Here is a 13,695-nt window from a genome sequence, read left to right as displayed (position 1 = left end):
GAATGACCATCTTAACTCAACAGTATTGAGGGTTAAGGGGTGGGGGCTTTGACTTCCACCAATCGCCCCACGAGTTTGCCGAACTTCAGCACCCTGGTCCAGGCCGACAGAGGCGTCAGGTGATCATCGAAGACGATGTGAACCAGGCCGCTCTCATTCTCAAAAGCTCGGTTGCGGATAGCGACGGTGGCCTTGCGATTACCGGCCTCCTGCGGGCCGAGGCGGATGACAATCTCTTCGGGCTCGGGGTAAGGAACACCGGCCACGGTAATAGTGTCGCCGCCTTTAATCTCCCCCAGGGCGCCAAGGCGGAAATTGAAGAAGGCGCTGATAGGATCGTAGAACGGCTCTGTCAACCCGGTCTGCCATTTTTTGGCCAGGGCACCGTTCTCCTCCTGCTGCCAGAGTTCTAGTCGGTGTTCCTCATAATCAAAGCGGTATTCTTTATAGTGATGCCGCCGCTTGCGCCAGGATTCCTCAATATAAATGAGAGGCTGTAGTTTACCCTGGTGAAAACGCATAGTGGTGCGATAGCGATCGCGACGGTGGGCAGTGAAAAAGGCAATAACCCCGGCAGTTTCCCCTTCGATCTCGCCCTCAAAATGCTCCTGGTCTATCTGGCGCAGGGAGATCGCGGCTCGACCGGCATCTTTAAACCATAGAGCATCTACGGTGTAGGACCAGGTCGTTGGCTGAGGTGGTGTGGCCAGACCGGAAGCGGGCGGCAACACGAAGAACACCAGCAATATCCATCTTAACAGCCGATAAACAACCGAGAGGCGGATCATGAATCAGGATTTTTTCTGGCGCCGCGGCCGCCTGGGCCGGTTCTCCCACCCCATGCTCTGGCCAAAATGCGTCTGCCACCAATGCTCGTAATCTTCCTTGGCCTCCGGCGTTTCTTCCAGGCGATAGCGATAGGTTTCCAAAAAGGCAAGAATATAGCGGTAGGCTTCGTTGATTTCCTGCATGCGGGTATGACGGTCGGTCTCGGCTGGTGCGGCGTCCGGGTGCCAGCGCCGGGCGGCCCGGCGATAGGCGGCGCGTATTTCCTGCCGGCTGGCCTCCAGGCCTAGTTCCAATAGTTGGCGGGCTTTTGCAAGATCCATGAATCAGGACGGTCTTCAATTAGTTACACATTAAGATTGTATCCGCCCTCGGTGGGCTGGTCAAGAGAGAAACCGGCAGGCACAGGTTATAGGAAAACGTTGTATGCGTGGGGGCACGAAGTCTCGTACCCCCATTATAAGAATAATTATTCTTCTTCAGGAATTGATTTGTAGGCCGGCACAACGAGTACCGGCACCGGGATCCGTCGGCGGGCGATTTCCCGGATCACCCGTTCGGTGGTGGAGCCGAGGATAGCCCGGTTATGGAATCCGTGGCCGTAACTTCCAAGGACCAGGAATTTAACGCCGCGGGATTCCTCCACAAAAGCAATAACTGCTTCAGCCGGATTGATACTGCTTTCCAAAAGATGGGTGCGAATGGATACCCCGGCCTTTTCAGCCCGGCGCTTGGCCTCTTCAAAAACCTTTTGGGCGGCAGACTCTTTATCTTCCTGCAAGTGCCGATCAATAAAGGCAAAATAACCCATTTTCTGGAGTTGCACCACATGCAGGACATCCAGGGGCAGGTCGAGCAGGCGGGCCATATTCAAGGCCCGACCCATGGCTTCCCAGCTGGGTTCGGAGCCGTCCACCGCAACGGCGATCGACTTAGCTGCTTCCTTATACAGGGTCTCCATTAATGGTGCCCTCCTTTCTTAAAGATCATGCCCACCAAAAGACCGGCGCCCAAGGCAATGAGGACGGCCCCGATGCCGTAGAATACCGCATACTCCTGGGAGGCGTGAGTAATCCAGCCCTCCAGTCCCACCTTGCGGATCTCAATGACATCCTTGCCATAGCCCACCATTTCGCCGTTTTGGAAAGAAAAGGACTCCACCTGATATTTACCTTCGGTAGCTGCCGGCGGAAAGGTAAAATAATGTTTGAACAGCTTCCCTTCGGTGATTTCCAGGCGGGGTGCCTCTTTCGTACTCTGAGGATCATCTTCGACGATTCTATACAGATTGGCGTCCTGCTTAATTTTCAAAAGCCCCTTGAATAACTCCTCCCCATCCTCCGGGGCGGCGTCTCCCCGCACCAGGTGCATCTTCATCTTGCTCTTGACAGCGTCGTAGCCTAGACCCAGTTCCTTAGCCTGATCCTCCGAGATAATCTGCTCTAAAGGCTTAGAGGCGTGGATTTTATAGATAAACGGGGCATTGGTGACTTCGTATTGTTTGACTGTCATCCAGAAAGGACCTACCTTGCCCTTCATGGAGAGCTTAATCTCTTCGGCCTTTTCGGCCGTCAGCCGGACCACCAGGTCACTTCCGGCAACCGGGTTGACCCCGAAAAAATAGACCCGATCACCTTTATAAAACAGGCTGATATCGATATCCCGTTTGGAAGCGGCAGTAAGAACCTTTTCGGAGCCTTCCGTGGAAACGGCCCAGGCCGGGATACCCGCCATAGCCATCCAGCCTACGGCAATCAGTATGATCAAGATACGTTTCATCATTAATGTCCTCCTCCCTTAGCCGGCGCCAGGCTGACAAGATAATCCGGCTCGATGACCAGATCCAGGAACAGCTTCGCCGTCATGGCCAGGACGATGACGGCCAACAGGATGCGGATCTGTTCACCCTTGAGGCGTTTGCCCACCAGGGCGCCGAACTGGGCGCCGATGGTAGAACCGGCCAGGAGGATTAGGGCCAAGAGAATATCAACTGTCTTATTGACAAAGGCCTGCTGCAACGTGACGTTGGCAGAGGTCAGGACGATCTGAAACAGGTCGGTGCCGATAGCCACAATGGTCGGCATGCCGATGATATAGATCATGGCCGGCACCATGATAAAGCCGCCGCCCACCCCTAATAACGCCGCCAACACCCCAACAACGGCGCCGATGCCAAAGGGGAAAATCGCCGAAGTATGCAGCCCGGAGCGATGGAAGTGCATCTTAAAGGGCAGTTTGCTAAAGACCTTGGTGAGCTTGGGCTGGGCCGAAGTGACCGGCTCTACGGTCTTGGCTTTGCTGCGCCGGATGGTGTTCAGGCTCTCGATGAACATGGCGCCGCCCACCAAACCCAGCATCAGGACGTAGACCACCTTCATCACAAACTCGAAGTTCCCCAGACTGCGCAACACCTTGACCAATTGGACGCCGATAGTGCCGCCGGTTATGCCGCCGATAAGAATGATCAGGCCCAGTTTGAAGTCAACATTCCCCAGGCGCCAGTGCGCAAAAGCCCCGGAACTAGCTGCCGCTACGATCTGATTGGAATCAGACGCCGCCGCCACCGCTGGCGGAATGCCTACCATCATCATGAGTGGAGTTAACAAAAAACCCCCGCCGACGCCGAACATGCCGGAGAGAAATCCGACCAAGACGCCTAAGCCGATGACCAGAAAAAAATTAATGCTCATACCCGCAATGGGGAGATAAATCTCCATCCTCGCGCCTACCTCCTCCAGAATAATGTTGTGAATTTTTACACATAAGCGGATTTCTTGTCAAGGTTTTTCTATTTTTAAGATTATGACTCATTGTTCCGAATAGATAATACATTGATTCGGTTAGGAAGGGTGTACAGAGATGGGAAGGAAAAAAACCCGTTGGATATTTGAAAAAGAGCTGAGTCTGGGTTTTTATGCCATCTTGCTAATCTGCTGCTGGACTCTGATAGTGCTGGGCTCCATTGTCTGGCGGTTAAACCAGATTACCCAAGAAAAAGTGAGTCTGGCTGAAGAAATAGCCCGGTCACATGTGGAACAAGACCTGGTTTTACGCGAATGGAACATCCGGCACGGCTGGATTTACACCCCGGTGACGCCAACCAACCCGCCGAATCAGTTGCTGAATCTGCCGGAAAGGGATATCGTCACCCCCTCAGGCAAGACCTTGACCGCAATGAATTCCGCCTCAATGTTCAGACAGATTTATGACTCGGCGCCCGAAAAGTCAGCCTATCGCAGCCGCCTTACTAGTTTGACGCCTCTCAGACCGGAAAACGCCCCCGACCCCTGGGAAAAGCAGGCGCTGAGGCAATTGCAGCAGGGAAAAGACGAAGTGGGGGGGATGTTCAACCTGAATGGGAAACTCTGTTTCCGGCTCATGAGACCGTTACGAGCAACGGCTAGATGTCTTTTATGCCATAATCAGGATACCTTTGTCCAGGGCGCGGTCGTCGGTGGTATCAGCGCCAGCCTGCTCATGGATTCCTTGGTGGGGACCTGGGAAAAAAACCGCTCGGCCATTCTTTTGGCCCATGGCTTCCTCTGGTTCCTGGGTGTGGTCGGCATCTCGGTGGGAGCCCAAAAGATGCACACAAGGATTCGGGCCAAGCAGGAGGTCGAAACCGCACTACGCCAGAGCGAGCTGAATTACCGGATTCTGGTGGGAAACATTCCGGCCTTGGTCTATCGCGGTTATGCCGACGGCAGGGTGGATTTTGTCGACGACAAAGTGGAAAAATTGACGGGTTACACCCAGGAGCAATTCTCTAGCGGTCAAATTAAGTGGCCGGAAATCATCCTGCCGGAGGACCGGGAGGAATGCAAACGGATACTTATTGAGGCATTAAAGAGCGACCGTTTCTACCGTCGGGAATACCGTCTCCGGAAAAAAGACGGCAACATCCTCTGGGTGGCGGAGAGAAGTCAGATTGTCTGCGACTCCCTTGGGAAGATCGACTTTGTCAGCGGGGTGATGTTTGATATCTCTCTCCAGAAAGAGATGGAACAATCACTGATAGAAAGCGAGCGCTTCTGGAAAACGTTGCTAAAAGCGGTAGGCGTCGGAGTGGTGCTGACCGACCAAGCCGATGGCAAGATCGCAGAAGTCAATCCCCAGGCGTTATCCATGTTGGGCTATAAACGGGAGCAGCTTTTGGGCCAACAGCACCTGCGGTTCTTTGTTGAGGATGAGGAGCAGATGACGCCTGGCGACAATAAAAAGGCGCGTACCAGACGTTCGGAAGGTCAATTAATTACCGCAAGCGGAAAACTGATCCCTATCTGGAAGGTGTCCGCACCTTTGGAGATCGGCGGTACACTTTATTTACTCGAAAGCTTTGTCGACCTTACCGACCAGCGCCGGGCGGAACTTGCCCTGACTAAGGCCAACACGAAACTGCAGGCAATGATTGTCGAAGTCCGTCAGACCAACAATGAAATCAATCTTATCAGTCAGATGGTGGAAATGTTGCAAGTCTGTTCGAATCTGGAGGAGGCCTTTCCTATTGTCGGACAATTTGTCCACCGACTTTTCCCCGAGGTTTCCGGGGCATTGTATCTTATAAATTCTTCCAGTAACCTGCTGACACCGGTAAGTCACTGGGGAGAGACACTGGCTGGGGAACAAATATTTAGTCCCGCAGACTGCTGGGCCTTACGCCAGGGGAAACAATATCTGAGCGGGACCGGGCAGTCACCCGGCTTCAACTTGAAGTGCCCTCACATCGCCGGTAGAGAGGAGGGCAGTCACTTCTGTCTGCCGCTTACGGGTCAGGGAGAAACCTTGGGTCTGCTTTATCTAGAAAAAGTCAGAACCGACTCGGGAAAGGCTTCGGAAGGAGGGAAGGATCAAAACCTTAACTTCAGCAAGCCACAGCAACGGTTGGCCAGCTCCCTGGCGGAACAGATATCCTTATCACTGGCGAACTTGAAGCTGCGGGAGACCCTGCGACATCAAGCTATTCGGGATCCCCTCACCGGCCTGTTCAACCGTCGCTATCTGCAGGAAACCCTGGACCGGGAAATCCATCGGGCCCAACGTAAAAATGCCAACTTGGGAGTGGTCATGTTGGATATAGATCATTTCAAGCAGTTTAACGACCTGAATGGACACGAGGCAGGGGATAAGCTATTGGCTGTCTTTGGAAGATACCTTAAAAATTCAATCAGGGCGGAAGATATCGCCTGCCGCTACGGCGGCGAGGAGTTCACCCTGATAATCCCGGAAATAACTTCGTCCTTCCTCCTGGAGCGGGCCGAAGCAATCAGAGAGGGAACCAAAGATCTGGTCGTTCATCACCAAGGCCGGGTTTTAGGAACTATCACCATCTCTATGGGTCTCTCCTTCTACCCGGAGCACGGAAATACCGGCGAGAAGCTGCTGGCAAAGGCAGATGAAGCGCTCTATCGGGCAAAAAATAGCGGCCGCAACCGCGTGGTCATGGCCAGCGGGTAAAGCAATCATTCCTCCCAAATCATAAGACCCGAGAATAACGAAAAAAATATTACAAGTTCACATGTCCTCAAGAACACAACGAAATATGAAAACAGAGCCATGGTAGAGAAGCGGCGGCCATGGGCCTCCCTATCCCATTATCGATTATTTATCGGCAATTTACTCGGGCGGGCCGCGCCCGCCGTCTTTAAGCCCATTAAGGCGGGATGCGCTGCGCTTTGGCTTACGCCGATCTGCGATTCCCGCTACGGGATCTGAACTAGGAGATCGACCTGTCAAAGAAGGCATTCTCAGACACAATCACTGAAAAATTCTCCACCCATCCTTCCAGCCTCAATCTTAGCCTGCTTTATTCATAACCTTTGGAAAAATAAAGCTAACTTATTGAAATGCCTTAGATTAAAAACATATTAGAAAATCAGACTGTTTTCGCACAGGCTGGAAAGCCTGTGCTACTGGGTATATGGGATTTTGACGAATTATTTGCGTTAGAACCCGCGGGAACCACCACTTCATTATCTCAATTAAAAGCCAATGGTTTGTAGCTAAGCGCTTACGATTTTTCAATATTAGGAAGTGGTATCGGTTTCAACAAAAAGACTGGCGGCCAGGAAGATATCTAAGAAAACTCAGCCGGACGCGCAAAGCTCTTGACAAATGTCTTGACATTGTTATACCATTCACAAGACATAGGGCAGAAAGAGTAATGTACATAATTTTTCTAGCAGCAAAGATCAACCAATAAAACATTGCAGGAGGTACAGGTTGTATGGGCAAGATTCCCGCTGATTATCTACCCCCCAAAGAACTTTGGCCCGATCTGATCGTGCCGGATGAGTTCAAAAGTTTAGTAGCCGGTCCGGTGAACATCGCCGAGGAATTTCTTGACAAGTGGGTCAAAGCTGGCAGAGGCGCTGAACCCGCCATTCTTTTCGGCGACCAGAAGATCTCCTTTGAACAGCTTATGAAGACCGCCAACAAGGTTGCTAATGCCCTGAAAATCCTCGGGATTGAGCCTCAAGACCGGGTGGGCATGCGCCTGACCAACACCCCCGATGCCGTAGCTATCAACTTCGGTCTGCAAAAGTTAGGTGCCATCCCGGTGCCGGTTTCTCCCCTGTGGGCCAAAGAAGAGATCGAATTTACTTTAAACAATGCCGAATTTGCCGCCTTTTTCGTCAGCGCCCCCCTTATGGCGGCGGTAGACGCGGGCAGGAAGGATTTTCAGTTCCCGACCAAGATCATCGTTGTGGGCGGCAAGGTCGACGAAGTCAAGGCCAAGGGCGACTATGATTATGCCGAACTGTTGTCCGAAGCTGCGGACACCTTCGAAAACGTCAAACTAAGCCCGGATGATATCGGCGTTATCCTCTATACCTCTGGCACCACCGGCCAGCCCAAGGGTTGCGTCCACTTTGTCAAAGAAGTGATCATCGAAGCGAACCTGGTCAACAAATACGTCTGGAAGCTCAAACCTGGCGAAGTTCTGGGCGGTTCTGCCCCTGTCTCCTTCGCCGCCGGCTACGGCACCTTCTGTCTCGTTCCCTTCGCCGCCGGGGCTACCATCTCTCTGTTGCCCAAGTTTTCTCCCGACGATATGATGAGCATCATCGGCAAACACAAGGTCAACGTTGTCACCGGTCTGCCCACCGCTTACCGGAAGTTGCTCGAAATGCCCAACTTTGGCGACTACGACATCAGCACCGTGCGGATGTACACTTCCGGCGGCGATGCCCTCACCGGCAAGACTCTGGCCCTGTGGCAGGCCAAAACCGGCAAGCCCATCTGGGAAGGTCTGGGCGGCACCGAAATGGTCCACTTGGTGACCTCAAACACCATGAGCGACGTGCCCATGCCCGATTCCATCGGCAAGGCCTTGCCGGGTTTCGAGGTTAAGGTCGTAAAAGAAGACGGCTCTACGGCTGCGGCGGGCGAAGTCGGTTCCATGTTGGTCAAAGGCCCCACCGGCACGGTCTACTGGAAACCGTACGTCCAGGATTCGAAACTTCTCAAGACCCAGAAGAAGGGCATGAAAGACGGCTATAACATGATGGGCGACGCTGTCCTCATGGATAAAGACGGCTTCATCTTCTTCCAGGCCCGGGAAGACGACATGATCAAGTCTTCCGGCTTCCGGTTGGCTCCCTCCGAGATCGAAGACGCCATCGTCCGCCATCCTATGGTCCGTGATACCGCCGTGGTCGGCATTCCTGATGAAATCCTGGGCCAGAAGGTGGTAGCCATGGTGGAGCTGGAGCCGCACCACACCCCGTCATTGGATTTGGCCAAAGATATCATTAATTCCACCACCGATCTGCTGGCCAAATACAAACTGCCTCGGGAAGTGGTATTCCTGCCCTCCATTCCGCGTACTCCTACCGGCAAGATGATCAAAAAAGAGATGCGGAAGAGCTATCCCGAATATAAGGATAAGTTCAAGCTGCTTTAACCCGATTGTTCGATAGTTATCGTTGAACCGAAGGCGGCCTGGTGCCGCCTTCGGCATTTTTGGCGTCTTCCTCAGGCCACTGTCACCTCCGGACATAGATAGACATCCTGAATGGTGTGCAGCAGCTCCGCGCCTTCTGCCATCGGCCGTTGGAAGGCCTTGCGCCCGGAGATGAGCCCCGTGCCCCCGGCCCGTTTGTTGATGACGGCAGTGCGGGCGGCCTGGGCCAGGTCATTTTCCCCGCTGGCCCCGCCGGAGTTGATCAGGCCGACGCGTCCCATGAAGCAGTTGGCCACCTGATAACGGGTCAGTTCAATCGGATGATCGGGTGCCAGATCGGAATATACCCTGGCGTGGGTCTTGCCAAACTTCAGGGCAGTATAGCCGCCGTTATTTTCCGGCAATTTCTGTTTGATGATATCGGCTTTGATGGTGGCACCGAGATAATTGGCCTGACCGGTCAGGTCTGCGGCTACGTGATAATCCTTCTCCTTTGTCTTAAAAGCCGGGTTCCTCAGATAGCACCACAAGATGGTAGCCAGCCCCAACTCGTGGGCCTGTTCAAAGGCGTCGCTTATTTCCAGAATCTGGCGCCGGCTCTCGGCAGACCCATAATAAATGGTGGCCCCGATGGCGGTGGCGCCCATATTGAAGGCCTGCTCCACCTGAGCAAAGAGCGTCTGGTCGTGGATAGCCGGATAGGTGAGCAGTTCATTGTGGTTGATCTTGACGATAAAGGGAATTCGGTAGGCATAGCGCCGGGCTACTGCCGCCAGCACCCCGAGGGTCGAGGCCACGGCGTTGCAGCCGCCTTCGATCGCTAACTTGATGATATTTTCCGGATCGAAGTAGATGGGATTGGGCGCAAATGATGCCCCGGCCGAATGTTCGATGCCCTGGTCCACCGGTAAAATGGAAAGGTAGCCCGTACCCGCCAACCGTCCGTGGTTAAACAACGCCGCTAAAGAGCGCAAGGCTTTGACCGGACGATCCGTCGGAACCATCACCCGCTCGATAAAATCCGGTCCGGGCAGGTGCAAGGTCTCCTTGGGAAAACCCTTACAGGTATAGGTTAACAGAGATTCCGCCTCGTTGCCTAATAAACTGTGGATTTTTTTTATCATAGGAACCTCCTGAGATATCAGCCCGACCGAAACTGGCGGCCAGGGAGAGAATGTGTGGTTAGTGGCAGAAATTTTTTCGGTAACGGATCTGAGCCCCGCTTCCAATGATTCTTTTAGGTCAAGGACATACTAGTTATTCTACCTGTATATACCAGAGAATCGGCGGAGAGGCAAAACCGGGAAGGTTTATTTTACAATACTTTTTGAATATCCGATGCCGGTGGCACCGGTTTCCAGCCTGAGCAGAAGATATTTTCTGATTAGCTCAAAAACTCAAAACTTATTTTCTTAGTAATTCCAAGGCCACTGCGGCAGCCCGCCCCGAGGCGCCCGGACCGCCGAGGCGGTGCCAGATTTTTCTAATACCGGTGCTGATCCGGGTTATCTGCTCCGGTTCGCAGATAAGCTTCAAAGCCGCAGCGGTTATATTTGCCGGGGTAACCTCGTGTTGGATTAATTCCGGGAACAGTCCCTCTGCGGCTAATAGATTCACTATGCCGATATGGGGCACCCGGATCAGGAGACGGCCGACATAATAGGTCAGTGGAGCCAAGCGGTACACGATGACCATGGGAGTCCCCGAGAGGGCCGTCTCGAGGGTGGCCGTACCCGAGGCGACCAGGGCAATATCAGCCGCAGCCAGTACTTCGAAGGTCCTCCCCTCGTGCAGATCTACCGGTATCTGGGCATGACAGAGCGGTTGCTGCACCAAGGCCGGCGGCACGGTAGGCGCCAGCGGCAGGAGGAATCGACAGCGGGGCAGTTTTTCTTGAAGCTGGAAAGCGCTGCTCAGCATGTCAGGCAGCAACTGGGCGATTTCTCCGGCCCGGCTTCCCGGCAGCAGCGCCACGGCCAGGTCCTGGGGATTGAGGCCGAGCAGCCGCCGACACTCCGCCCGAGGGGGGAGCTTCGGCAAAGTTTCAACCAAGGGGTGTCCGACATAACTCACCGATACCCCGTGCAGGCGGTAAAACTCTTCTTCAAAAGGAAAGATCACCACCATCCGGGAGACCAACCGGGAAATGGTGCGCACTCGAGATTGCCGCCAGGCCCAGACCTGGGGGCTGATGTAATACATCACCGGCACCCGGCACCACTTGGCCAGGCGGGCCACCAGAAAATTGAAATCCGGAAAATCTACCAGAATAACTAACTGGGGCCGCTCCTGCCGGAGATAGCGCCACAGGGTTCTGAGAGCCTGCCAAACAGCCGGAATCTTCTCAAAGACCTCGGTCAGACCGATAACTGCCAGGGTTTCGGCCCGGCAGGCCAGTTGCATTCCCTGTCCCGCCAAAGCCTCGCCACCGATGCCATAGAACTCGGCTTCGGGGCAGCGTTCCCGGATCGCCTGCACCAGGCGGGCGGCATGGCTGTCTCCCGACGCCTCCCCGGCCACGACCATGATCTTCGGAGCAGTCATCGCAGATGCGCCTGACGCATTGCTGTATTGATGTCCAGAGCCAGGGCCAGGGCCTCTTTCCCGGCCTCACCGCTGACCACCGGTTCCCGGCGCGTCACCACCGCCTCCAGAAAGGCCGCTATCTCCTTCATGAGTGGATCTGCCGGCGGAAATTTCAGCGTCTCCAGATGGATACCCGGCAAGATTCCGCCGGGTTGACCGGTCTGTTCCACCACCATCAGCTCCCGAGTCTCAAAATCTACCGATAGATAGGTATGCGGCTGAAAAAGGCGGAATTTCCGCATACTCTTGACAGAGATACGACTAGCCGTAAGATTGGCGATACAGCCGGAGTCAAACTCCAGCCGGGCGTTGGCCAGATCGATGGAATCGGTCAGCACCGAAACCCCCGCCGCCCGGATTTCTCTGACTTTCCCGGGGACCAGGGAGAGAATCAGGTCGAGATCATGAATCATCAGATCCCGGACCACGTCCACATCCGTCCCCCGCTCCTTGAAAAAGGCCAGCCGGTGGATTTCGATAAACCTGGGGTCGCGCACCCGCCGGGTCAGTTCCTCCGTGGCCGGATTAAACCGCTCCAGGTGGCCCACCTGGAGGATTCTCCCCTTTTGTCTGGCTAGTTGGACCAATTCTTCGGCTTCGGCAACGGTAGTGGCCAGCGGCTTCTCCGCCAAGACATCGATGTTATGACGCAAACACTCCTGCACTAGCTCGTAGTGCCTGATCGTCGGCGCCGCCACGCTTACCACCTGCACTAGAGGCAATAACTCCCGAAAGTCCGTGAATGCCTGCGTCTGGCATTCGTCAGCCACCTGCCAGGCCCGTCGAGCATCGAGGTCAACGACCCCGATTAGCTCGGCATCTTCCAGAGCTGCATATTTTTGGGCGTGAAAACGGCCTAAATACCCGACGCCGATTACGCCCGCCTTAATCTTTCCCATTTCCAGAAACACCGCCCAAGTCTGAGTTTTCTTTGAGTGACGGTCTTAGAGGCCGAGTTCTTTGGCTAGTTGGGTATGAAACATCTGCGAGGCTTCGGCATTGCCCATCATGCCGAAACGGACGCCGACGGTGGTGATATTATTGGGCTGGGCCGTGAGGTTAATCTTCACCTCGGTCCCATCCTGCTCCACGGCGCTGATATCCGCCGTCATGGGGGAGTATTTTTTTTCAGTCAACTTCATCCGAAAGTGTTGTACGGCAGTTTGACAAGCCTGCCACATCTCCGGCAATGACCGGGGGTAGTCCCGCACCATCGTGCCTTCAATCCATTTATAGCCACCCAGAGCGGCCGAAGCTCCAACCCCAAGCAGAGCGGTCTCAACGCAGCCGACCAAAAGCCCCAGACCGAGTATTAACCCCACAATCCCTTTTAAGCATCGTTTCGCCATAGCTTCCATACCTCACATGCTGGTCTATTTGCCGGATTTATCCCACGATTTCTCAGGTGTGTCAATATATTTCGCATCCGTCTGGATAACAATGACCCACCTCCGAATATGGTATAATTCGGAAGGTGAACAGCGGATTGTTTTTGAGTCAGAACTTGGTTAGCAAAATTCCTCCCGCGCCCCCTTTTAAAAAGTAAAATGTTACTGTATCTTAGTAGAGTTCCGAGTTTCAAGTCTCAAGTCTCAAGCTCTAGGTTTTAAGTTACGAGATTGAAAGGTAATATTTTTCTCCTTGGTCCAATAGATGCGGCTATCATGATTTTCTCTCAAAACCCCAAACTCGGAAGTCTCGTATATCCTATTGCTCGGGTGAAAACCCAACACCCCGGTTATGGTGCTGATTTCGTGAAACGAGGAGGTACAGCATGGAAGTGAAGGAGGTAATCTACCGCCGCCGCAGCATTCGGGCCTTCACCCCGGCGCCGATTCCCAAAAAGACGCTGATGCAGCTTATTGGCGCCGCCATTCAGGCCCCTTCGGCGCGCAATATCCAGCCCTGGCAGTTCATCGTAGTTACCGGCAAGGCCCGCGCCCGCCTGGCCCACAGTCTGCTGACCCGATACGAGCAGGACCTGGCTCAGGGGAGACAGCTTCCGGCCATCGAGCTTCCGGAGCCTTACCAGGCTCGGGCGCGCCGCTTTACTGAGTCCTTGGCACCTGCCGCCGTGCATGAGCCGACTTTCGATCTGATACGCGGCAGTCTTAATTTTTATGGCGCTCCGGCAGTCATCTTGCTTGCTCTGGATCGCCGGCTGTCGCCGGATCGTTTGTTTGACGTAGGGGCGGCGGCGCAAAATCTTCTCTTAATGGCCGAGGCGCAGGGGCTGAGCACCTGTGTCATCGGCCTCGTGCTGTGGTATCAGGACCTGATCCGGCAGGAACTGCAATTGCCCGAGAGCGTCAATCTCATAACAACCATAGCCTTGGGGATTCCGGACCGTACGAGTCCTTTATTTGACCACTCCGCCAGCCGGGAAGACGCAGCCGAATTTCTCACCTGGATCGATTAGG

12 protein-coding genes are annotated in these 13,695 nt (G+C 54.2%); 3 read left to right on the top strand and 9 right to left on the bottom strand.

The window, feature by feature from the left end:
• Nucleotides 1-32: 32 nt before the first annotated feature.
• The 5 genes from DESAC_RS06305 to DESAC_RS06285 all read right to left on the bottom strand — a co-directional run bounded on the left by DESAC_RS06305 (nucleotide 33) and on the right by DESAC_RS06285 (nucleotide 3,503).
• On the bottom strand, nucleotides 33-788 hold the full coding sequence (locus tag DESAC_RS06305) for a DUF3108 domain-containing protein (RefSeq protein WP_013706240.1): 756 nt from the start codon (nucleotides 786-788) through the stop codon (nucleotides 33-35).
• 3 nt (nucleotides 789-791) lie between these two features.
• On the bottom strand, nucleotides 792-1,109 hold the full coding sequence (locus DESAC_RS15160; RefSeq protein ID WP_013706239.1) for a DnaJ domain-containing protein: 318 nt from the start codon (nucleotides 1,107-1,109) through the stop codon (nucleotides 792-794).
• A 146-nt stretch (nucleotides 1,110-1,255) separates the two neighbouring features.
• A complete protein-coding gene (locus DESAC_RS06295; RefSeq protein ID WP_013706238.1) occupies nucleotides 1,256-1,747 on the bottom strand; it encodes a universal stress protein in 492 nt (163 codons plus the stop codon).
• The gene (locus tag DESAC_RS06290) at nucleotides 1,747-2,568 is read right to left on the bottom strand and encodes a TIGR02186 family protein (protein WP_013706237.1); all 822 of its coding nucleotides are present in this window, start codon (nucleotides 2,566-2,568) and stop codon (nucleotides 1,747-1,749) included. The genes DESAC_RS06295 and DESAC_RS06290 overlap by 1 nt, the downstream gene beginning before the upstream one ends.
• Nucleotides 2,568-3,503, bottom strand: coding sequence for a sulfite exporter TauE/SafE family protein (locus DESAC_RS06285; protein ID WP_013706236.1), 936 nt, complete (start codon nucleotides 3,501-3,503; stop codon nucleotides 2,568-2,570). Before DESAC_RS06285 ends, DESAC_RS06290 begins: the two co-directional genes overlap by 1 nt.
• Nucleotides 3,504-3,645: 142 nt before the next feature.
• Here DESAC_RS06285 and DESAC_RS15155 point away from each other — a divergent pair, with 142 nt between their 5' ends.
• Nucleotides 3,646-6,240 carry a diguanylate cyclase gene (locus tag DESAC_RS15155; protein WP_013706235.1) on the top strand — a complete coding sequence of 865 codons (2,595 nt, stop codon included), beginning with the start codon at nucleotides 3,646-3,648 and terminating at the stop codon, nucleotides 6,238-6,240.
• Between the two features lie 769 nt (nucleotides 6,241-7,009).
• Complete coding sequence (locus DESAC_RS06275; RefSeq protein ID WP_013706234.1) at nucleotides 7,010-8,689, top strand: acetate--CoA ligase; 1,680 nt, start codon at nucleotides 7,010-7,012, stop codon at nucleotides 8,687-8,689.
• Between the two features lie 71 nt (nucleotides 8,690-8,760).
• Here the strand turns inward: DESAC_RS06275 and DESAC_RS06270 are convergent, their stop codons facing one another.
• The 4 genes from DESAC_RS06270 to DESAC_RS06255 form a co-directional block, all read right to left on the bottom strand.
• Entirely contained in the window at nucleotides 8,761-9,813 is a 1,053-nt protein-coding gene (locus DESAC_RS06270; RefSeq protein WP_013706233.1) for a class I fructose-bisphosphate aldolase, read from the bottom strand.
• Between the two features lie 280 nt (nucleotides 9,814-10,093).
• Complete coding sequence (gene lpxB, locus DESAC_RS06265) at nucleotides 10,094-11,233, bottom strand: lipid-A-disaccharide synthase (protein ID WP_013706232.1); 1,140 nt, start codon at nucleotides 11,231-11,233, stop codon at nucleotides 10,094-10,096.
• Entirely contained in the window at nucleotides 11,230-12,174 is a 945-nt protein-coding gene (locus DESAC_RS06260; RefSeq protein ID WP_013706231.1) for a Gfo/Idh/MocA family protein, read from the bottom strand. The genes lpxB and DESAC_RS06260 overlap by 4 nt, the downstream gene beginning before the upstream one ends.
• A 45-nt stretch (nucleotides 12,175-12,219) precedes the next feature.
• A complete protein-coding gene (locus tag DESAC_RS06255) occupies nucleotides 12,220-12,624 on the bottom strand; it encodes a DUF3568 family protein (protein ID WP_013706230.1) in 405 nt (134 codons plus the stop codon).
• Between the two features lie 425 nt (nucleotides 12,625-13,049).
• Between DESAC_RS06255 and DESAC_RS06250 the strand changes: the two genes are divergently transcribed.
• Nucleotides 13,050-13,694: a nitroreductase gene (locus DESAC_RS06250; RefSeq protein ID WP_013706229.1), complete on the top strand. Its 645-nt coding sequence runs from the start codon at nucleotides 13,050-13,052 to the stop codon at nucleotides 13,692-13,694.
• The last annotated feature ends 1 nt before the right edge of the window (nucleotide 13,695 follow it).

It is taken from the genome of Desulfobacca acetoxidans DSM 11109, assembly GCF_000195295.1.
Classification (GTDB): domain Bacteria; phylum Desulfobacterota; class Desulfobaccia; order Desulfobaccales; family Desulfobaccaceae; genus Desulfobacca; species Desulfobacca acetoxidans.
This window is presented reverse-complemented; position numbering and strand designations above follow the sequence as displayed.